The following is a 20,306-nucleotide window of genomic DNA, read 5'->3' as shown; positions in this document are numbered from 1 at the left end:
TTCCCTTTGATGAAATCTCCCAGGCAGAAAAAAGGCCCTCCTTCCGAATGGAGGGAGAGCCTGTGGGGGGCATGTCGCCTGGTTCTTTTCGTGGTGTTACGCCGGTACAGCGCGGCGCCGTCGGGACGTCTCCGCGCCGATCACGCTCACGTCGATCAGGCGCCAGCGCCCGTCGTCTATGAGTCGCTCCAGCACTTCGCCGAGCATGTCGAAATACACCTCGTCGTGCCGATCGACCAACTCGTCGTCGCGGCACAGCTCCACCGCATAGGTATCGCTGCCGCGCTGGTAAAGGATCGTCACCTGTCCGGTGAACTTCGCGGTCGAAACCGTGAAACTGATCGCCGGAGGCGTTTCGATGATCCNAGCTCGTGCTGCCTGATCGAAGCCAGTTCGGCCCGGTCAAGCGGCTCGGCCTTGAGCAGTCGCGCCTTGAGGGACGCGGCGGCTTGGCCTTTCTGCTCACCCTTGTCGCGGATATACGCATCGCCCCACAGGTCGCCGAGGCGGAAGCGCACCAGTGGGCGCTGCTTGGGATCGTCAACGCCGATGTAGCGCTCGACCAGCTTCTTGGCCTCGGCACCCGAGACCTTGACGTCGAAATAGCGATAGCTGGGGTCCTTTGCGGAACCGACCAGCGCGGCGATGGTGCATGCCAGGAAGGGCTGCGCACGGCGGCCGCCCCGAACAGGCACTTCACGGGCACGCTGGATGTAACCGATGCCCGAGGAGTGGAGGTCGAAATACGATTTCTCGTTGGACGTGGTGCTCATGGTGAATCTCCATAGGGATGAAGCGGAGACACACCGGCCCCACGCTGCGGGGAAAGGTGCGTAACCCCGCGATGGGTTGATAAGGCGAAAGCATCCACCACCAGAGACTGGTGGCCGCTCGCGGATGGATGCGGTGCGAGCTGGCTCGGTCACGCAGTGGGAACTGCGCCGCAACCTCGAAGACCGATGGTTGCCTGGCATGTCGCTGACAACGTCAGCAAGCATGGGCTCAGCATGGCCGGGCCTCGCGCGCGAGGCAGCCATCAATCGGTATCCCGGCGATTCCCTTTGATGAAATCTCCCAGGCAGAAAAAAGGCCCTCCTTCCGAATGGAGGGAGAGCCTGTGGGGGGCATGTCGCCTGGTTCTTTTCGTGGTGTTACGCCGGTACAGCGCGGCGCCGTCGGGACGTCTCCGCGCCGATCACGCTCACGTCGATCAGGCGCCAGCGCCCGTCGTCTATGAGTCGCTCCAGCACTTCGCCGAGCATGTCGAAATACACCTCGTCGTGCCGATCGACCAACTCGTCGTCGCGGCACAGCTCCACCGCATAGGTATCGCTGCCGCGCTGGTAAAGGATCGTCACCTGTCCGGTGAACTTCGCGGTCGAAACCGTGAAACTGATCGCCGGAGGCGTTTCGATGATCCTGGACGGCTTCGGATCGACCCAGGTGAAGTCGTGGGCGCCCGCATCGACCAGCATGTGGGTGATGCGCCGGAACCCGTCGGGCGCCGGCATTTCCTCCAACTGCTCGATGAGCTGACCCAGTTCCATGCACTGCGGCTCGGGAATGGGCAGCTTGGCCGGCGCGGAGCCGAGGATGTGTGTCTTGACGGTGTAGGGAGTGCCGTCGGACATCATCTCGGTGCGCTCTTCTGGCGTATCCGCACGCAGACCGTCGAAACGACGACGGGCATAGGGTTGGACATGCACCTTGGTGCCCTCGCTGGGAATGCTGGTCACCAGGTTGGGATCGAGTACCGCGAACTCGCTGGGCTTGAGCTTGACGACGATGGCGTCTTCGCTGGCTGCGACCACCTTCCTGCAGGCCCACGGGGTACAGGCTAGGCCACTGGCTGGTGGCGTGCTGGAATGGCGTGCAGCCGGTCTTTCGCTATAGGACGGTGCAGCCACACGGTTAGCGAGGCCAACTACCGTCAGCCTCTATCCATTCCTCCGTTATGGGTTGCTCACCGTATCCGCGGATGGCTTCTTCGGACGAGCCAGCGCCAATGCCACCACGGCCAGCCCCAGCGGCACGAACGACACCCATAGCACCGTGTTCCAGTCATAGGCTGCCAGCAGCCCGCCCGAGGCGAACGAGCCGACTGCCATCGTGCCGAAGACGATGAAGTCATTGAGCGACTGCACGCGGGTTTTTTCTTCCGGCCGATGGCATTCGAGCACCAGGGCGGAAGCGCCGATGAAGCCGAAGTTCCAGCCCACGCCGAGCAGGATCAGGGTCAGCCAGAAGTGGGCGACATCAATACCCATCAGCCCTACCGCAGCAGACAGGCCCGTCAGCAGCAAACCAACGATCACGACACGCCCAGCACCAAAGCGTGTGATCAAGTGGCCGGTGAAGAAGCTCGGCGCGTACATGGCAATCACATGCCATTGCAGGCCCAGGTTGGAACTCTCCTGCGAATGCCCACACATCTGCATCGCCAGCGGAGCCGCAGTCATGAGGAAGTTCATCAGCATGTACGACACCGCGCCGCAAATCACGGCGGTGATGAACAGCGGCTGGCGCGCAATCAGGCCCAACGGCCTGCCTCCCGCCACTTCCGCCGCGCTGGGCATCGGCAAGCGCACACCCAGCAACACCAGGGCCGACAGCGCAGCCACGATGGCCTGCGCCACAAAGGTGGCGGCGAACATATATGCCGGCCACAGGTACATGGTGTACGTCACCAATTGCGGCCCGACGACACCGGCCAGCACACCACCGCCCATGACGAAGGACAGGGCACGGGCGCGCTTGGCTGGATCGACACCATCCGCCGCCGCAAAACGGAAAGACAACACCACGGCGGCATAGGCACCGCCGAAGAAAGTCGCCAGGCAGAACAGCCAGAACGAACCCAACACCACCGCGACGGCTGCCAGCAACCCAGTCAGTACGCCGCACGCAGTACCCGCCAGGAATGCAGCACGCCGACCGTGGCGCCGGGCAATGGCACCTGCTGGCAGGATGCAGGCGGCCATGCCCACCACGAAGATGGAAATGGGCAGCGTTGCCAGCGTCTTGTTCGGGGCCAGCATGTGGCCAATGATTGCCCCCGTGGCGTAGACCACCACAGAGTTCGCTCCAGCCAGCGCTTGCGCCAAAGTGAGGCGAATGATGTTGCCGCGCTGATCGCGTTCCGACAGGGAGGCTGGAGTTTGTGGCAGTGATGCCGTTTCAGTATTTGGCAAGGGAGAACTCTGTTCTTATAAGGTTGGGGCTACCGGGATAGCCATTGAGATGGATGTGACTGTCAGCGCTGCTTGTCCATCGTCAGCACCATGCGAAACTTCACGTCGCCCGAGCGCATGCGCTGATACGCCTCGTTGGCGCGCTCCAGCGGTAAGGTCTCGATCAACGGCCTGACTCCCGTCAGCACGCTGAAATTCAGCGTTTTCTCGTTTTCGTAAGGTGAGCCGGTGATCGAGCCCAGCACGCTGCGCTCGCCACTGACCAGGAAGCCTGCCGACACAGGCAGCGGATCTTTGCCTGCCCCAAGCACCACCAGGCGGCCTTGCGGCGCCAGCCCGGCCAGGGACGCCGTGATCGCTGCCGGATCACTGATCATGGTGATGATCGCCATCGCCCCGCCCAGGCGCTTGAGCGCGCTGGCGGCGTCTTCTTGATGGGTGTCGATATAGATGTGAGCACCCAGCGCCAGCGCATCTTCGGCAATGTCCTGCCCACGTCCGATGGCAACGACCTTGAAGCCCATGCAACGGGCGTACTGCAGCGCCATGTGGCCCAAGCCGCCGATGCCGAGAATGGCAATCAAGTCACCGGCTTGCGCGCCGCATTTCTTGAGTGCATTGAAGGTCGCCAGGCCCGCACACAGGATCGGTGCAGCATCTTCCGCGTTTAGTTCGTCGGGAATGGACACCAGCCCGGTATGGCGCGCGACCATCCGTTCGGCATAGCCGCCATCGCAGGACGCGCCGACGAAGGGCTGATTGCGGCACAGTTGGAACAGTCCCTGACGGCACTGCTCACACTCGTTGCAATGACCGCCCAGCCGACCTACGCCAACCCGCTGGCCAATCGTCCAGCGGGCGGGCACACCTGCGCCCAGCTCGACAATGCGACCGACCACCTCATGACCCGGTACGCGGTGAGGCTGCAGCGCCGGGTCTGCGCCCTCGATGTCGGACGCATCCGCGCCGCAAATGCCGCAGGCCTCGACAGCGATCAGCACTTCGCCTGCGCCCGGTTCGGGAATGGGACGCTCGACCATCTCTAGGGAACCGGGCGTTGTGACCTGCATGGCGCGATAAGTGGCTGGCGTTTTCTGATCTCCTGGGAAAATCGGGTGACGGATCAACGCAACAAAGCCATTGCCAACCGGTTCAGCGCGTCATCCACCAAGGCGCGTGGACACGCCAGATTGATGCGCATGAAACCTTCGCCAGCAAGGCCGAACTTGTGGCCAGGATCGAGCCACAGTTGCGCTTGTCGAAGCAGGAAGTCGTGTAGTGCGGCAGCAGGCATGTCGAGTTGGCGGAAATCCAGCCAGGCCAGATACAGCGCATCGGTCGGCGTGACAGAGATCGGCAGTCCGAGTTCGGCAACGCGAGCGGCGAAGTGACGCTGGTTTTCGCCCACATAGGCCAGCATCGCGTTCATCCACGGCTCGCCCTCGCGGTAAGCTGCCTCGCAGGCGGCGGTGCCCATGGTGTTGACCAGGAATACGCCATTACGCTCACACTGCGTCCAGAACGTCTGCCGGTGGCGCGGGTTGGGGATGAAGATGTTGGCGCAGGACAGGCCCGCGATATTGAATGTTTTGCTGGGTGCGGTGCAGACAATGGTGTTCTGCGCGATGGTCTCGTCCAGCATCGCCATCGGCACATGCCGCTGCCCCTCACCAAACACCAGATCCTGATGCACTTCGTCCGACACGATCAAGATCCCGTGGCGCGCGCAGATTTCTGCCATGGAAAGCAGTTCTTCGCGCGTCCAGACATTGCCCGTCGGATTGTGCGGATTACTCAGGATGAACAGCCGGGTGTTCGGCTGGATGGCAGCCTCGAACACCGCTGGGTCAAAACGGTAACGGCCCGCTTCCAGAGTCAGCGGAGCCAGGGCCAGCCGACGACCATTGGCGACTACATCATGCAGGAAGTGGAAATACACGGGCGTCTGCACCAGCACATGGTCACCTGGCTGGGAGAAGACCTGGATGGCCATGTTCAGCGCGCTGATGACGCCTGGCGATTGCACCAGCCATTCGGGCTGCGCCTGCCAACCAAAGTGCCGCGACTGCCATGAGGCAGCCGCCTCGCGGTAGGAGTCCGGTGTACCGCCATAGCCCAGCACCCCCAGCTCGGTCTGCTGACGCAGCGCATCCAAAATGGGCTGCGCGACACGAAAGTCCATGTCCGCCACCCACATCGGCAACGGGTCAGCCGCTCGCTGCTCAGGCGTGAGGAACTGGCGACCATGCTCCCACTTCATGGAGTTTGTATGGCGCCGGTCGATGACCACATCAAAATCGTACATGTCTGCTCTTTGTTTCAAGTCGGTGTTGAACAGGCCAAGCCCGCCTCGGGCGCAGGCAACGCCTGTACGCCCAGGCGTGCCGCCTCGATGGCACCCGCGACGTAGCCCGGAAACTGCGGCGACCACTCACTGGCGATGCCGATCAGCACGTCTTGCCAAGGGCCGGAGGCAACAGTGGCGACCGGCGCATGGGGGTGCTGGCCGCCGCTGTGCTGGTCATCGGCCACGGCGGTGAACGGATCAACTGCCCAGTCCTTGACCGCATCGGCGATCGGCGTGGCCGCCTTCGGCCCGAACAGGCGTGCGAACTGCGCCCGGCAATGCTGGCGCAGCACGTCTTCGGGCACCTGCTGACGCACCGACACCGGCAGACCGAAAAAGCCGAACAGCGCGGCCCGGCCACCCGGCATGGAGGAATCGTGGATTTCACCCAGCGGGCCGATCATGCTGCGTGCCTCGCCGGAGAGGCCTTGCTCGCGCCAGAACGGCTGCTCGTAGACCGCGATGTATTTGGCGTGCGGTGCCATCCAGGTCGCAGTCTCCTGCCATTGGGCCGCGAGCCTTTCAGGCAAGGCAGGCGAGAACGTCATGCCCTGCGTGACCAGACGCGGCGGCAACGCCAGTAGGACGTGCTGAGCGTGCCAGGTGCTGGCGTGGCCGTTGGCATCCTCGCTGTCCAGCTCGATGCCATGCGCCATGCGGCGCAGACGGCACACGCTCTGCCCGGTGACGATGCGCTCAGTCGGCAGTTGTCCGCGTATGGCGTCGATCAGCGCGCCCATGCCGCCCAGCAGGCGCATTGAGGTCGGCACATTGGCATAGCCACGCATGCGCTGAGGTGGTGCGCCTGCCGTGCGCTCGACCACCATATCCCCAGCCTCATGCTGCGCGAAGCGCGCCAAGCCGAGTTCGTGAATCAGTTGATCCAGCTCGCGCTGATAGTCCGGCCAGAACCAGGTCGGCCCCAGATCGAAACGGTCGAGCGATGAGGTGCCAGCGTCGAAGGAGGCGATACGGCCGCCCAATACATCACGCGCTTCCAGAATGACGACATCGTCGATGCCTTGGCGCTGTAACAACCAGGTGGCATACAGGCCGCTCAACCCCGCGCCGACGATGGCAATGCGTGCGTGCTGCATGCTCACACTCCCACCACGTCCAGCAGGTGGCCGGTTTTGAGATAGACCGTGACGCCCTGCGCGCCAGCACCAAGCTGTGACGCCGCGACTGCAGGCAAACGCAACCAGCTTCCAGACGGATAGGTTTTGCCTGCTTCATTCAGGCTGCCTGCGAGTACCAGCAGTTCGGCACCGTCCACCTGACCAGAGAACACCCTCTCGTGCGCCGCCAGGCGCAGCAGGCAGACCTGTTCGGCCTCGCCCGAGAACAGCGGGCACACTGCGCGACCGTTCTGCTGCTGCCAGTTGGCTGGATCGTTGGTATCGATGCGCACGCTGGGCTGCTCGTCGGGCAGCATCTGCCACAGCTTGACGAAGATGAGCGCGCCTTCGCGGCTGGCCGGCGCATGGCTGGAACCGGGCGGGTTGCGCATGTACCAGCCTGCGGGGTAGTCCTGATCGTCTTCGGAGAACGTGCCCGACAGCACCAGGATCTCCTCGCCACCGGGATGCGGATGGCGCGGGAAACACGACTCCGGTGCATAGCGCACCAGGCTGGTGGCACGGGCCTTCTCGGCGCCGATGCGATCGAGCATCACTCGCTCGACCCCTGCCTGGGGCGAAGCCACCCAGTGATAGTCGTCAGGGGTGACCTCGACGCGAAGCGAGAAATCAGCGTTGAGGCGCATGAGGGAAGCCATCCAGAATTCGCATTGAAAAAGGAATGCCGGGCGCAACGCGTGCGCCCGGCATGTGTTGTCAGCCGATCAGGCGACTTGGTAGATGCGAACGTCGGGCGCAGCATCGAGCAGCGGCTTGAGACCGCCAACCACATCGGCAGTGAACAGCTCGCTTTGCAGATAGGCTTCGGCGTTTTCCTTGGTATCGAAACCGTGCAGCACCTGCACGTCTTCATCGCGCACCAGCAGTTCCTTGGACTTGGCACCGGCGATGGTGTCGAGGAACGGCGCCTTGTACTTCTGGTACACGCCCACAGCGGCGGGACGGTTGGCTTCAGCGACCTGGAGGGTGATTTGCAAGTAAACCATTTGCATTTCTCCTTTGTTCAAGCCTTAACCCAGAGATCAATCATTTCAACATTCGCTGCCTTGACCATGCCATACGCCGGGCAACGCCGTTCGACGGCTTGCTTCAGTGCCTGGATTCGATCGTCAGACTCCGTCGTCTGCAAGACGGCCTTTACTTCCACTTTCTCAAAGTAGGTACGAATATTCAAATCGCCCATAACCCCCTGCGGATCCAGTTCTGCCGTAATTTCAAAATCAATACCTTGCAGATCAAATTCCATTTCCTGGGCAATAAGGCGGGCAGTGATATTTTCGCAAGCAGCCAATGCCGATAACACGGTTTCCATTGGATTAGGCCCCATTCCCTTGCCGCCCATCTCAGCGTCGGCATCGATCACAAGTTTGTGTTCACTAGAGGTTGCGGTCGTTACCGTCCCTTCGCATTTGGCACTTACTGCAAATGTCATCTTGTCCATCATGAGTTCCTTCAAAATTAATTCAATATGAATATCTTCAGTTCACGAAGCCGCTCAGAGCCCCAGCGCCTTCGGCATCAGTTGCGACCGGCCATCACACCGCCATCGACGTCCCAGATCGCGCCGGTGACCCAGGCCGCCTTGTCCGACAGCAGGAAGGTGGCAACTTCGGCAACGTCCTGCGCAGTGCCAATGCGACCGATGGGGTGGAGACTGTTGAACCCTTGCAGCGCGCCATGCACTTCGGCCTTCGGGATGAAGCCTTCATAGATCGGCGTCTCCACCACGGCGGGGGACACGGCATTGACGCGGATGTGCTTGGGTGCCAGCTCCATCGCCAGGTGCTGGGTTAGCGAGTGCAGGCCCGCCTTGGCCATTGAGTAGGCAGATGATGGGGTAGCGGCGATGGCCTGTTTGGCCCACATCGAGCCGATGTTGACGATGGCGCCGGGGCGATCCTTGGCGACCAGGTTGGCGGCGACCTTCTGCGTGATGAAGAAGAACGCCTTGTTCAGCTTCATGTACTGGTCGTAGTCAGCGCCCGAGTGCTCCAGAAAAGGCTTGGGAATGAACATGCCGGCGGCGTTGACCAGCAGGTCGATGTCCGCATGCTCCTCATCGATGGCCTGAAGCATCCCGGCCAGTCCTTCGTCGCTGGACAGATCGGCCGTCAGCGCCGCGACGGCCCCCAGGGCCGACAGCTCCTTGCGCGCTGCATCGGTCTTCTCCGGGCGCTTGCCCACGATCACCGCACTGCCGCCCTGGGCCAGCACCATCCGGGCAGTTTGCATGCCCATGCCGCTCGTGCCGCCGACGACCAGCAGCTTCTTGCCCTTGAATTGATTGCTCATCTGAAATTCCCTCATCTGACAATAGACAGAATCTTGACTAAAAAAGCGTGTGAACCACGTCGATACTGGGATAAGCAAATCCACAGGCATCAACTGACAACAAACTGCCCCATCATCCCGTTGTCTTCATGTTCAAGGATATGGCAGTGGTACATGAAAGGTGATGCCACGGCCGTCTGTGTGAACTTCACCAAAAGCTCGACCGGCTCCTGGGCGACAACCGTATCCCTAAGCCCCTGGTCACGAATGCCGGGAGCCGCACCGTTACGACTCAAAACTTCGAAATGGACACCGTGGATATGGAAAGGATGCGCCATCATCTCTCCGGTGACCTCCCAAATTTCTGTGTCGCCAAGGCGGATCTGTTCGTCAACCCTCCCCATGTCGAAAGCGCGGCCATTGATGCTGAGCATCCCCATTCCGCCGCGCATCATGTTTCCCATGCCCATGTTCATGACAAACCGCCGCCGCCGTACCGCCTTCGAAACGTCCGGACGCTCATGAGCAAGCAGTCTTTCCGGCACTTTGGAATCAAGCGCAGCCTTTCCCTGGGGTTCAAACTGAATGACCGCCTCGCGCCCATTCCCGCCAAGCAGGTTTGCCGCCCCCCTCATCATTCCCATCATCATTGAAAGATTGCCATCCGGCCCGGTTTCGAGCGTGGCTGGACGGCCGTCCGAAAAGTCAGCCAGGATTTCCGCTCGTTCTCCCGGTGCAAGCCGCAGGGAGCGAAGCTCGACCGGCTTTTCGAGCAAGCCGCCTTCAGACGCTATCCAGTGAAAGGGGCGATCATCCGCGAACGCGAGATCGTACTCTCTGGCATTGGAGCCATTCACCAAGCGCAGGCGAACCAGCCCGCGTGGAACACGAGCCACCGGATTGACGGTCCCATTGACCATCAGGGTGTCGCCTCGACGCCCGTGCATGGTCGACATCATGCCTTGAGGCAATATGAGGGTGCCGTTCTCGAATTGCCGATCCTGCAAGATCAAGGGCAGGTCATCGACCCCGTACTCCGACGGCAACCCAAGCGCCCGCTCATCGTCATCGCTAACGATCAGAAGGCCTGCCAGTCCGGCATAGACTTGCTCCCCAGTACGACCATGCATATGCGAGTGGTACCAGAGCGTCGCCGCAGGCTGACGAATCGGGAGCACCGGTCGCCATGTGGATCCCGGACGGATGGTTTGGTGGGGGCCGCCATCAAGCTCTCCCGGAATAAGCAGGCCGTGCCAATGGACCGTCGTGTCCTCGCCCAAAGCGTTTCTCACCGCCACTTCGACCTCGTCGCCACGGTGAACACGCAGTGTCGGGCCAAGATAGCTCCCGTTAAACCCTAGCGTCACGCTTTCGCGCCCAGGGAAAAAGGAGGTTTTACCAACCTGTGCAGTAAGCGCTATCGATTGGCCCTGATCACGGGCATCGATCAATTCGGGAATCCGCAGTTGCCTCGCCTCGGCGGCAAAGGATGGCCGCCAAAGGGATGAGGCCGCCCACAGCGAACCGCCCGCCAGCACGGCTCCAGTTAAAAACGAACGACGTGTGAGTGTCATAGGCTACCGCCTCCAAAATTGAGAACACTCCTTATCTACGCCGCTCAGATGCGGGTAGAGCGTAACGACAGATCGGAGCGAGAAGTCTGAATTTACGAGCATCGTGCCGTCAGGACCGCCCGGTTAAGAACCGCACAAACAGGACGGCCAGGGTCACGACGCCGCCAAAAAAGAGAATCATCGCAAGGGGGCCAAACACCATCATCCACCCCATGCCATGCCATATGCCTGACATCGGGTGCATCGTGTCAAACGCTGACTGCATCATGAATGCACGTCCGGGACCGTAGGTATGTAACAGAATCATTATCGCGAAACTTGAGAGCAGCGCGATGGTTGCCGTTGTGGCCAACGTGGATTTCTTCGTCATGACGTTCTCCGATAGGAATGGTGATCGACTCATTGCAGGGCTGCGGGCCGTTCAATCTGACGTCCGGCCATCCGCCGCCATCAACGTCTCGGATCGCACCGGTTCAAGCTGTATTTGAACCTTGATTCTCCTGTCTGGACAACTGAGATAAACTTCGCCTTATTGAAAGAAAAACTTTATCGCCATGAAGTCACCTAATCATCTGAACGCCCTGCGGGCATTTGAGGCCAGCGCCCGCCATCAGAGCTTTTCCGCAGCAGCAGCCGAACTGAACGTGACGCCGGCAGCCGTCGGTCAGCTTGTGCGCACGCTGGAGGACTGGCTGGGTACGCCACTGTTCGTGCGGAGCAACAGCGGAAAGGCACGATTGGTTCCGACCGAGACGGCCGAGCACGCACTACCGGACATTCGTGCCGGCTTCGACCGATTGACGCTGGGAATGGAACGGCTGCAGAAGGGTTCAACCAGCAGGGTACTCACCGTAACGGTCAGCCCTGCGTTTGCCGCCAAATGGCTGTTGCCACGTATCGACCGGTTCCAGACCGCCTGCCCGGACACCGATGTACGCCTGGATACCAACCACAAGTCGGTGGACTTCGTGGCCCAACAAGTGGACATTGGCGTGCGCTATGGCATGGGAAGCTGGCCTGGCTTGAAGGCCGACAAGCTCATGGATGAAGAAGTTTTTCCTGTGTGCTCCCCCGAACTGTCGGGCCAGCACAGGCGCCTGCGAAAGCCACGTGATCTGGTTCGCGAAACCCTGATCCATGACCTGTCGATGGACGGACATGCGGGCTTCCCGACCTGGGACGTCTGGCTGGATAAGGCGGGCGCTTCCGGCGTGACTACCGCACGCGGCATGAGGATCAACAACTCGGCGGCGGTGCTGCAAGCGGCAGCTGAGGGACACGGCATCGCACTCGCGCGCAGCGTCATGGCGCGTGATGACTTGACGGCGGGTCGTCTGGTGCGGCTATTCCCCGAAATCAGTTTTGCATTGGAAGTGGCCTATTACGTCGTTTACCGGCCCGAATGCGCCAACCTTCCGCGATTGGTGGCGTTTCGGGAGTGGCTGTTCGCCGAGGCCGAAAAGAGCTAATTACAAGGAAATGTCAAACGGAAGGGCTACGTTGCCTCCCAATCTCCCACGACACGCCCCCGCCACGCATCGTCGCGGCGATCTGCTGCCCCAGCTTCTTCTCGATCACCGGCTTCCATGGCACCAAGCATGAAGCCCATGCCGTCATCCAGCATCGCGTAGCGCCCGCTGGCGAGCATGACCGAGCGCCGGTAGATGCCGGCCACGCGCTGCCCGTCAGCCGTGGGGCGGTGCTCCAAGCCGGTTTCGGCGGCAATGTCCTTTGCGGCCTGCGCCAGCTCCCGATTGCGCAGCGTCCCCAGCAGGTTCCGGGCGAGGATCACGCGCTGTCCGCGCCGCTGGGCCAACCCCTGTTCTTCGAGGAAGTCGGCGCGCTGTTGCAGCGCTTGCTTGGCGTCGCCGCCAAAGCCAATTTCTCCCAGTCCTTTGCCACCAATGTTGAACTCGCCTAAGTGATTGATAAACCTGCTGTATCGAGTCTTAGCGTAGCCCAACGAATTGCGGTGCTGGAGTCATCGTGAAACAAGAAAAGGCCCCTCGAAAGGGGCTGGGTGGTCAGGCTTGGTACACGAAGTAGTGTTCGCGCTGACGTGGAAAGAACACGTGCTTCCACGTGTCGCCGCCGGTGTTGCCACCGTCGAAGACGACCATTTCGTAGGCATCAATGTCGGTGTCGGCCAGATCGGCGCTGGCGATATGGCGCATGTGCAGCATGCCGCTCAAGCGCTCGAATACCAGGATCTGGCCGATGGCGTCGTCCTGGCCCATGGCGTTGACGCAGGCTCCAAGCTGATGCTCGAAGTCGCGTGCGGGCGAGATGAGGTCGGGGAACATAAAGTGCTCCTATGGAATTGGACCAGCCCGGCTCCCAGAAAGGAGACGGGCTGGCATGGAGGACAAAGAGGAAGGTGGGCGCGTGGTGTGTTTGCTAGGACTCGGCCAGCGGCAGGCCCAGCAACACGGGCGCGTCAGCGTCGAGGATGAGGATGCGCACATCGGCCTGGCCAGCCAGTTCCAGGATGTTCGCCAGGTCGTCTGGCATGCCCTTGCTGCGGTGCTCCTGCCGAAGCTGCTCGGCGGTGATGCCCTCGGCGTGCTCCAGGTTCTTGTCCGTCCAGGGCGTGGAGATCAGCTTGACGCCGATCGCCGGACTGTACGGAACCCGAAAGGCGATAAACAAAAAGGCCTCCGGCGTGGCAAGGTCCGCCAGATTGGCGAGGTACTGGCCGGTTTCCGGGCTGATGTGCGCGCTGCTGATCTCCCAGCATCGGCTGTCCTGATTCGTCATGAACCTCAGCCTGGCTCATCTGGTGAGCTTCCGGACCCATATTCTGGCTCCCGAGGATACCTGGAGAGCCTTGATGTCGATGAACCGCATTCAGTTCCAGCAGGGCATGAGCCTGACGGAGTTCTTCGAGCGCTACGGCACCGAGGCGCAGTGCGCTGCGGCGCTGGCAGCACTGCGATGGCCCGACGGATTCGCGTGTCCGCGCTGTGCAGGCAGTGCCCACTACGTGGTCGGGCATGGCGTGCGAAAGCTGTTCCAGTGCCGCGCGTGCCGCCACCAGACGTCGCTGACCGCGGGCACCTTGATGGACAGCACGAAGCTGCCTCTTCGAACCTGGTTCCTCGCGATCTACCTGGTGAGCCAGGACAAGACCGGCCTGTCTTCCCTGGCGCTGATGCGGCACCTCGGAACCAGCTATCGCACGGCCTGGCTCGTTCACCACAAGATCATGGGCGAGATGGCACGACGTGATGCGCAGACGCCGTTGTCGGGGGCCGTGCAGCTTGACGATGCCTATCTGGGCGGCGAGCACGCTGGCGTCGGTGGCCGCGGCTCGCCGAACAAGGTGCCCATCGTGGCTGCGGTCGCCCTGAGCGATGATGGCCGTCCGCTGCGAGTCAAGCTCAGTCCGTTGGCGGTCTTCTCGCGCGAAGCTGTTGCGCAGTGGGCGCGGGCGAACCTTACCCCCGGCAGTGACGTGCTCAGCGATGGCCTGGGGTGCTTTGCCGGCGTCATCGATGCCGATTGTGCGCACTCCTACATCGTCGTGGGTCGGCGAAAGCCCCGCGAGTTGCCGCAGTTCGCATGGATCAACACCGTGCTGGGCAACCTCAAGACGATGATCTGCGGCGGCTACAAGGCGTTCGACTTCGGCAAGTACGCTCGCCAGTACCTCGGGGCCTTCGCCTACCGCTTCAACTCGCGTTTCAACCTCAGGGCCATGCTCTCGACCCTGCTCGGACAGGCAGCCACGGGCGAGCCTATTCCTGAGCGGCAGATCAGGGCACGGGCTGAGGTTCATGACTAATCAGGTCGGCTGTAGTAGCCGGTCTCGAAACTCAGGCGATGCACGACTTCCCGCGCGGCTTCGACCGAATAGCTGTCACCAACGTGGATCAGGCGACCGTCGAAGTCCTCGCCATGAATGGCATAGACCACGGCACCGATCACGCCTTCGCCGTTAACGCCTTCATCGGCATCGCATTCGGCCAGTACCTCGGCACTCACAGGTTCAGAGCCGTTCGTGACCACCGCGAAATCGCTGGTGACGATGCAAGAGGATGAAATCAGTTCCTGGTCGGACAGGTGTTGCTGGCTCGGGTGGATAATTCGCCAGACAGGCGGGCTTCCGTCCTCGTAGCTGATGGACAGCGTGCGGACGATTTTCAAATTCCAGTAGCCGCGAACAAAGGGATTGGGATTCTGAGACATGGGAACGCTCCAGATTGAATAATGGAGCCAATTCCCGCCACCGGGAATTGGACCCGGTGGGTTGAAAGGGGAAAATGCGTCAGTCGGCGCTGATCGTTGGCTTTGATTCAGCCGCTTTACGCTGGGCAACGGAAAGGAAATCGAGGGACATGGCTGTGTGGGCGCATGTCCCTCGTGGGGAACGAAAAGACGGGGGTGTGCCGGAAACGGGCTCACCAGCCGCTGTAGTTCACCATCAAGTCGGCGATGACCTTGCGGCGCTCCAGGTCGAGACCGTCGAAGTCCGACAGCCCGTGGAAGTGGCAGCGTTTGAGCATGGCACCGCCCTCGCGCGCGTTGTAGAAGCTGACCATGGCGGACAAAAACATGCGTTGTCCGCTGCTCAGGACACCGAGGGCGTCGTTGAGCCGCAGCATGTTNTGCTAGGACTCGGCCAGCGGCAGGCCCAGCAACACGGGCGCGTCAGCGTCGAGGATGAGGATGCGCACATCGGCCTGGCCAGCCAGTTCCAGGATGTTCGCCAGGTCGTCTGGCATGCCCTTGCTGCGGTGCTCCTGCCGAAGCTGCTCGGCGGTGATGCCCTCGGCGTGCTCCAGGTTCTTGTCCGTCCAGGGCGTGGAGATCAGCTTGACGCCGATCGCCGGACTGTACGGAACCCGAAAGGCGATAAACAAAAAGGCCTCCGGCGTGGCAAGGTCCGCCAGANCCACGCGCTGCCCGTCAGCCGTGGGGCGGTGCTCCAAGCCGGTTTCGGCGGCAATGTCCTTTGCGGCCTGCGCCAGCTCCCGATTGCGCAGCGTCCCCAGCAGGTTCCGGGCGAGGATCACGCGCTGTCCGCGCCGCTGGGCCAACCCCTGTTCTTCGAGGAAGTCGGCGCGCTGTTGCAGCGCTTGCTTGGCGTCGCCGCCAAAGCCAATTTCTCCCAGTCCTTTGCCACCAATGTTGAACTCGCCTAAGTGATTGATAAACCTGCTGTATCGAGTCTTAGCGTAGCCCAACGAATTGCGGTGCTGGAGTCATCGTGAAACAAGAAAAGGCCCCTCGAAAGGGGCTGGGTGGTCAGGCTTGGTACACGAAGTAGTGTTCGCGCTGACGTGGAAAGAACACGTGCTTCCACGTGTCGCCGCCGGTGTTGCCACCGTCGAAGACGACCATTTCGTAGGCATCAATGTCGGTGTCGGCCAGATCGGCGCTGGCGATATGGCGCATGTGCAGCATGCCGCTCAAGCGCTCGAATACCAGGATCTGGCCGATGGCGTCGTCCTGGCCCATGGCGTTGACGCAGGCTCCAAGCTGATGCTCGAAGTCGCGTGCGGGCGAGATGAGGTCGGGGAACATAAAGTGCTCCTATGGAATTGGACCAGCCCGGCTCCCAGAAAGGAGACGGGCTGGCATGGAGGACAAAGAGGAAGGTGGGCGCGTGGTGTGTTTGCTAGGACTCGGCCAGCGGCAGGCCCAGCAACACGGGCGCGTCAGCGTCGAGGATGAGGATGCGCACATCGGCCTGGCCAGCCAGTTCCAGGATGTTCGCCAGGTCGTCTGGCATGCCCTTGCTGCGGTGCTCCTGCCGAAGCTGCTCGGCGGTGATGCCCTCGGCGTGCTCCAGGTTCTTGTCCNAGCGCCCGCTGGCGAGCATGACCGAGCGCCGGTAGATGCCGGCCACGCGCTGCCCGTCAGCCGTGGGGCGGTGCTCCAAGCCGGTTTCGGCGGCAATGTCCTTTGCGGCCTGCGCCAGCTCCCGATTGCGCAGCGTCCCCAGCAGGTTCCGGGCGAGGATCACGCGCTGTCCGCGCCGCTGGGCCAACCCCTGTTCTTCGAGGAAGTCGGCGCGCTGTTGCAGCGCTTGCTTGGCGTCGCCGCCAAAGCCAATTTCTCCCAGTCCTTTGCCACCAATGTTGAACTCGCCTAAGTGATTGATAAACCTGCTGTATCGAGTCTTAGCGTAGCCCAACGAATTGCGGTGCTGGAGTCATCGTGAAACAAGAAAAGGCCCCTCGAAAGGGGCTGGGTGGTCAGGCTTGGTACACGAAGTAGTGTTCGCGCTGACGTGGAAAGAACACGTGCTTCCACGTGTCGCCGCCGGTGTTGCCACCGTCGAAGACGACCATTTCGTAGGCATCAATGTCGGTGTCGGCCAGATCGGCGCTGGCGATATGGCGCATGTGCAGCATGCCGCTCAAGCGCTCGAATACCAGGATCTGGCCGATGGCGTCGTCCTGGCCCATGGCGTTGACGCAGGCTCCAAGCTGATGCTCGAAGTCGCGTGCGGGCGAGATGAGGTCGGGGAACATAAAGTGCTCCTATGGAATTGGACCAGCCCGGCTCCCAGAAAGGAGACGGGCTGGCATGGAGGACAAAGAGGAAGGTGGGCGCGTGGTGTGTTTGCTAGGACTCGGCCAGCGGCAGGCCCAGCAACACGGGCGCGTCAGCGTCGAGGATGAGGATGCGCACATCGGCCTGGCCAGCCAGTTCCAGGATGTTCGCCAGGTCGTCTGGCATGCCCTTGCTGCGGTGCTCCTGCCGAAGCTGCTCGGCGGTGATGCCCTCGGCGTGCTCCAGGTTCTTGTCCGTCCAGGGCGTGGAGATCAGCTTGACGCCGATCGCCGGACTGTACGGAACCCGAAAGGCGATAAACAAAAAGGCCTCCGGCGTGGCAAGGTCCGCCAGATTGGCGAGGTACTGGCCGGTTTCCGGGCTGATGTGCGCGCTGCTGATCTCCCAGCATCGGCTGTCCTGATTCGTCATGAACCTCAGCCTGGCTCATCTGGTGAGCTTCCGGACCCATATTCTGGCTCCCGAGGATACCTGGAGAGCCTTGATGTCGATGAACCGCATTCAGTTCCAGCAGGGCATGAGCCTGACGGAGTTCTTCGAGCGCTACGGCACCGAGGCGCAGTGCGCTGCGGCGCTGGCAGCACTGCGATGGCCCGACGGATTCGCGTGTCCGCGCTGTGCAGGCAGTGCCCACTACGTGGTCGGGCATGGCGTGCGAAAGCTGTTCCAGTGCCGCGCGTGCCGCCACCAGACGTCGCTGACCGCGGGCACCTTGATGGACAGCACGAAGCTGCCTCTTCGAACCTGGTTCCTCGCGATCTACCTGGTGAGCCAGGACAAGACCGGCCTGTCTTCCCTGGCGCTGATGCGGCACCTCGGAACCAGCTATCGCACGGCCTGGCTCGTTCACCACAAGATCATGGGCGAGATGGCACGACGTGATGCGCAGACGCCGTTGTCGGGGGCCGTGCAGCTTGACGATGCCTATCTGGGCGGCGAGCACGCTGGCGTCGGTGGCCGCGGCTCGCCGAACAAGGTGCCCATCGTGGCTGCGGTCGCCCTGAGCGATGATGGCCGTCCGCTGCGAGTCAAGCTCAGTCCGTTGGCGGTCTTCTCGCGCGAAGCTGTTGCGCAGTGGGCGCGGGCGAACCTTACCCCCGGCAGTGACGTGCTCAGCGATGGCCTGGGGTGCTTTGCCGGCGTCATCGATGCCGATTGTGCGCACTCCTACATCGTCGTGGGTCGGCGAAAGCCCCGCGAGTTGCCGCAGTTCGCATGGATCAACACCGTGCTGGGCAACCTCAAGACGATGATCTGCGGCGGCTACAAGGCGTTCGACTTCGGCAAGTACGCTCGCCAGTACCTCGGGGCCTTCGCCTACCGCTTCAACTCGCGTTTCAACCTCAGGGCCATGCTCTCGACCCTGCTCGGACAGGCAGCCACGGGCGAGCCTATTCCTGAGCGGCAGATCAGGGCACGGGCTGAGGTTCATGACTAATCAGGTCGGCTGTAGTAGCCGGTCTCGAAACTCAGGCGATGCACGACTTCCCGCGCGGCTTCGACCGAATAGCTGTCACCAACGTGGATCAGGCGACCGTCGAAGTCCTCGCCATGAATGGCATAGACCACGGCACCGATCACGCCTTCGCCGTTAACGCCTTCATCGGCATCGCATTCGGCCAGTACCTCGGCACTCACAGGTTCAGAGCCGTTCGTGACCACCGCGAAATCGCTGGTGACGATGCAAGAGGATGAAATCAGTTCCTGGTCGGACAGGTGTTGCTGGCTCGGGTGGATAATTCGCCAGACAGNGTTGGCTCACTCGGGCGTGTCGCCCAGGACATGCTGCTTCCACAGGGCGAATGCCTCGTCCCGTCCCAGTTCGGCCAGGACCACAATGGGTTGCGCCTGCCGCGCACGCAGCGAAGCGAAATACGCCTTACGGTCGGCGATGGCCTTGAGATTGATGCCATCGATGAATAGCAGTTTGCCGCCCTTGATGAACAGCACCTTGTTGCCAAGGTCGCGCTCGAACGCGGCTCGTACTTTCTCCGGTTGTTGCATACGTCGGTTTCCTGTTGCTGTGGCCGGCCATTGGCTCGGAACGTTGATCGGCGAGATAAAGGCGCCGAAGGCTCGCTGACCTTCGGCTCGGGAGGAAATAACCACCCGTGGGCTGTTGCAGGCCCGGTCGTCGCTAGAACCGTCTGCTCATCAGCAATCACACCCGGCCCATGTCGTGGCTGGGGCCGGCATCGTCTGGCGCACATCCGCGCACAAAGGGAGCCCGTTTTTGCGCCGGTGGGCACCGGCACCGAATACCGCTGACCACAAAGGGTCTCCGGGTGGCTCGCGCTGCCAGGCAAGCCATCGGGGGGCCCTTCGCAGTGGGCGGGAGAAACACAGACCAGCAGAACACGCGGGAGACGGTTCGCGGAAAAGCTACCTTCAAGTCCCGCAGCCGGGGACGGCTGGACGGGACGCGCACACGGACAAGAAGGCGTTGCGCGCTGGGCGACCCGCAGGGGCGTGCGGGACACGGGCCACGCCTTTGAAACAGGGCGCGGCCCACGGGAAACGGAGTCAGTCAGGCGCCTTTGCGGCCGCTGCTACGCGAGCGCGAAGCGCCACGCTTGGGCGTACCGGATTCGACCGGCAGCGTGCCTTTGCAGTCGGGGTAGCGACTGCACGACCAGAATGGGCCGCTCTTGCCGGTGCGCTGGCGCGTCGCTGCGCCGCACTGCGGACATGCTGGCCCATGGGGAAGCTTGATGGACAGGGACATGCTGCCGTACTGCGCGATCAACTGCGAAATCCAGGCGGCCTGCTTGCTGAGGAATACGTCCAGGGTGAGCTGTCCGGCCTCGATCATGTCGAGCGCCTGCTCCCACACCGCCGTTGTGCCGGGGTCTGCAATCGCTGCGGGCACGGCGTCGATCAGCGTGAACGCCGCATCCGATGCGCGAATGGAGCGACCCTTCTTCACGATGTAGCCACGGGCGATTAGCACGCTGATGATGTTGGCCCGCGTCGCCTCGGTGCCGATGCCCGTCGTGTCCTTCAGCTTCTGCTTCAGGCGCGGGTCGGTTACGAAGCGCGCAATGCCCTTCATTGATTTGACCAATTCACCCTGGGTGTAGGGCTTGGGCGGCATCGTCTTGAGCGCCTTGATCTCGGCCTCGGCCACCTGACACGCCAGGCCCTCACGCAGTGGGGGAAGCACCTGGCTGCGTGCCGCGTCGTCGCCGTCCTCGTCCGCTTGCGGTTCGGCCAGCACCAGACGCCAGCCCTTGATGACCACCTGTTTACCGGTGGCCACCAG

17 protein-coding genes and 14 pseudogenes are annotated in these 20,306 nt (G+C 62.1%); 3 read left to right on the top strand and 28 right to left on the bottom strand.

Going from position 1 to position 20,306, the window contains the following annotated elements:
• Window positions 1–96 precede the first annotated feature (96 nt).
• From C1I89_RS21450 to C1I89_RS21380, 13 genes and pseudogenes are all read right to left on the bottom strand, one after another.
• Window positions 97–363 (bottom strand): annotated as a pseudogene (locus C1I89_RS21450) (hypothetical protein); the annotation flags it as partial.
• 5 nt (window positions 364–368) lie between these two features.
• Window positions 369–773, bottom strand: a pseudogene (locus C1I89_RS21445) (DUF3577 domain-containing protein); the annotation flags it as partial.
• Window positions 774–1,151: 378 nt separating this feature from the next.
• A pseudogene (locus C1I89_RS21435) lies at window positions 1,152–1,814 on the bottom strand (GTPase); the annotation flags it as partial.
• Between the two features lie 138 nt (window positions 1,815–1,952).
• Entirely contained in the window at window positions 1,953–3,191 is a 1,239-nt protein-coding gene (locus C1I89_RS21425) for an MFS transporter (RefSeq protein ID WP_102774534.1), read from the bottom strand.
• A gap of 62 nt (window positions 3,192–3,253) precedes the next feature.
• Window positions 3,254–4,231 carry an alcohol dehydrogenase gene (locus tag C1I89_RS21420; RefSeq protein ID WP_258231491.1) on the bottom strand — a complete coding sequence of 326 codons (978 nt, stop codon included), beginning with the start codon at window positions 4,229–4,231 and terminating at the stop codon, window positions 3,254–3,256.
• Window positions 4,232–4,314: 83 nt separating this feature from the next.
• Window positions 4,315–5,496, bottom strand: coding sequence for a MalY/PatB family protein (locus C1I89_RS21415; RefSeq protein ID WP_034395043.1), 1,182 nt, complete (start codon window positions 5,494–5,496; stop codon window positions 4,315–4,317).
• Window positions 5,497–5,510: 14 nt separating this feature from the next.
• Window positions 5,511–6,635 (bottom strand): flavin monoamine oxidase family protein, encoded by a 1,125-nt coding sequence (locus C1I89_RS21410; RefSeq protein WP_153855200.1) that lies wholly within the window; start codon window positions 6,633–6,635, stop codon window positions 5,511–5,513.
• A gap of 2 nt (window positions 6,636–6,637) precedes the next feature.
• Window positions 6,638–7,303: a cupin domain-containing protein gene (locus C1I89_RS21405; protein WP_034395070.1), complete on the bottom strand. Its 666-nt coding sequence runs from the start codon at window positions 7,301–7,303 to the stop codon at window positions 6,638–6,640.
• Between the two features lie 78 nt (window positions 7,304–7,381).
• Window positions 7,382–7,663 (bottom strand): hypothetical protein, encoded by a 282-nt coding sequence (locus tag C1I89_RS21400; protein ID WP_034395072.1) that lies wholly within the window; start codon window positions 7,661–7,663, stop codon window positions 7,382–7,384.
• Window positions 7,664–7,680: 17 nt separating this feature from the next.
• On the bottom strand, window positions 7,681–8,121 hold the full coding sequence (locus C1I89_RS21395) for an OsmC family protein (RefSeq protein WP_207383480.1): 441 nt from the start codon (window positions 8,119–8,121) through the stop codon (window positions 7,681–7,683).
• Between the two features lie 74 nt (window positions 8,122–8,195).
• Entirely contained in the window at window positions 8,196–8,969 is a 774-nt protein-coding gene (locus C1I89_RS21390; protein ID WP_034395046.1) for an SDR family NAD(P)-dependent oxidoreductase, read from the bottom strand.
• A gap of 89 nt (window positions 8,970–9,058) precedes the next feature.
• Window positions 9,059–10,522, bottom strand: coding sequence for a multicopper oxidase family protein (locus C1I89_RS21385; RefSeq protein ID WP_034395049.1), 1,464 nt, complete (start codon window positions 10,520–10,522; stop codon window positions 9,059–9,061).
• Between the two features lie 109 nt (window positions 10,523–10,631).
• The gene (locus tag C1I89_RS21380; protein ID WP_034395053.1) at window positions 10,632–10,892 is read right to left on the bottom strand and encodes a hypothetical protein; all 261 of its coding nucleotides are present in this window, start codon (window positions 10,890–10,892) and stop codon (window positions 10,632–10,634) included.
• A 184-nt stretch (window positions 10,893–11,076) separates the two neighbouring features.
• Between C1I89_RS21380 and gcvA the strand changes: the two genes are divergently transcribed.
• Entirely contained in the window at window positions 11,077–11,991 is a 915-nt protein-coding gene (gcvA, locus tag C1I89_RS21375; protein WP_102774532.1) for a transcriptional regulator GcvA, read from the top strand.
• Between the two features lie 13 nt (window positions 11,992–12,004).
• On the opposite strand, the pseudogene C1I89_RS21370 reads toward gcvA, so the two are convergent.
• The 3 genes and pseudogenes from C1I89_RS21370 to C1I89_RS21360 all read right to left on the bottom strand — a co-directional run.
• Window positions 12,005–12,425: pseudogene (locus C1I89_RS21370) on the bottom strand (DUF3363 domain-containing protein); the annotation flags it as partial.
• Window positions 12,426–12,546: 121 nt separating this feature from the next.
• Window positions 12,547–12,825, bottom strand: coding sequence for a uridylate kinase (locus C1I89_RS21365; RefSeq protein ID WP_102774531.1), 279 nt, complete (start codon window positions 12,823–12,825; stop codon window positions 12,547–12,549).
• A gap of 94 nt (window positions 12,826–12,919) precedes the next feature.
• Window positions 12,920–13,291: pseudogene (locus C1I89_RS21360) on the bottom strand (ABC transporter substrate-binding protein); the annotation flags it as partial.
• 61 nt (window positions 13,292–13,352) lie between these two features.
• Between C1I89_RS21360 and C1I89_RS21355 the strand changes: the two are divergent.
• Entirely contained in the window at window positions 13,353–14,306 is a 954-nt protein-coding gene (locus C1I89_RS21355) for an IS1595 family transposase (protein WP_102774570.1), read from the top strand.
• 5 nt (window positions 14,307–14,311) lie between these two features.
• On the opposite strand, the pseudogene C1I89_RS21350 reads toward C1I89_RS21355, so the two are convergent.
• The 9 genes and pseudogenes from C1I89_RS21350 to C1I89_RS21315 all read right to left on the bottom strand — a co-directional run.
• Window positions 14,312–14,710, bottom strand: a pseudogene (locus C1I89_RS21350) (ABC transporter substrate-binding protein); the annotation flags it as partial.
• Window positions 14,711–14,922: 212 nt separating this feature from the next.
• Window positions 14,923–15,129, bottom strand: a pseudogene (locus C1I89_RS21345) (hypothetical protein); the annotation flags it as partial.
• 3 nt (window positions 15,130–15,132) lie between these two features.
• Window positions 15,133–15,414 (bottom strand): annotated as a pseudogene (locus C1I89_RS35950) (ABC transporter substrate-binding protein); the annotation flags it as partial.
• Window positions 15,415–15,417: 3 nt separating this feature from the next.
• Window positions 15,418–15,648, bottom strand: a pseudogene (locus C1I89_RS35945) (DUF3363 domain-containing protein); the annotation flags it as partial.
• Between the two features lie 121 nt (window positions 15,649–15,769).
• Entirely contained in the window at window positions 15,770–16,048 is a 279-nt protein-coding gene (locus tag C1I89_RS21330) for a uridylate kinase (protein WP_102774531.1), read from the bottom strand.
• A gap of 94 nt (window positions 16,049–16,142) precedes the next feature.
• Window positions 16,143–16,325: pseudogene (locus C1I89_RS35940) on the bottom strand (ABC transporter substrate-binding protein); the annotation flags it as partial.
• A 3-nt stretch (window positions 16,326–16,328) separates the two neighbouring features.
• Window positions 16,329–16,601 (bottom strand): annotated as a pseudogene (locus C1I89_RS35935) (DUF3363 domain-containing protein); the annotation flags it as partial.
• Window positions 16,602–16,722: 121 nt separating this feature from the next.
• On the bottom strand, window positions 16,723–17,001 hold the full coding sequence (locus C1I89_RS21320) for a uridylate kinase (protein ID WP_102774531.1): 279 nt from the start codon (window positions 16,999–17,001) through the stop codon (window positions 16,723–16,725).
• A gap of 94 nt (window positions 17,002–17,095) precedes the next feature.
• Window positions 17,096–17,467 (bottom strand): annotated as a pseudogene (locus C1I89_RS21315) (ABC transporter substrate-binding protein); the annotation flags it as partial.
• Window positions 17,468–17,528: 61 nt separating this feature from the next.
• On the opposite strand from C1I89_RS21315, the gene C1I89_RS21310 reads away from it, so the two are divergent.
• A complete protein-coding gene (locus C1I89_RS21310) occupies window positions 17,529–18,482 on the top strand; it encodes an IS1595 family transposase (protein WP_102774570.1) in 954 nt (317 codons plus the stop codon).
• 5 nt (window positions 18,483–18,487) lie between these two features.
• On the opposite strand, the pseudogene C1I89_RS21305 reads toward C1I89_RS21310, so the two are convergent.
• The 3 genes and pseudogenes from C1I89_RS21305 to C1I89_RS21295 all read right to left on the bottom strand — a co-directional run.
• Window positions 18,488–18,793: pseudogene (locus C1I89_RS21305) on the bottom strand (ABC transporter substrate-binding protein); the annotation flags it as partial.
• A gap of 9 nt (window positions 18,794–18,802) precedes the next feature.
• Window positions 18,803–19,033, bottom strand: a pseudogene (locus C1I89_RS21300) (hypothetical protein); the annotation flags it as partial.
• Between the two features lie 538 nt (window positions 19,034–19,571).
• The coding region (locus C1I89_RS21295) for a DNA topoisomerase (RefSeq protein WP_181391016.1) at window positions 19,572–20,306 on the bottom strand (735 nt) is incomplete at its 5' end.

Origin of the sequence: Achromobacter pulmonis (genome assembly GCF_002885955.2) — a bacterium.
In the GTDB taxonomy this organism is placed as follows: Bacteria; Pseudomonadota; Gammaproteobacteria; order Burkholderiales; family Burkholderiaceae_B; genus Achromobacter; species Achromobacter pulmonis_A.
Note: the sequence above shows the minus strand (reverse complement) of the source record. Positions and strands in the feature narration are given on the sequence as shown.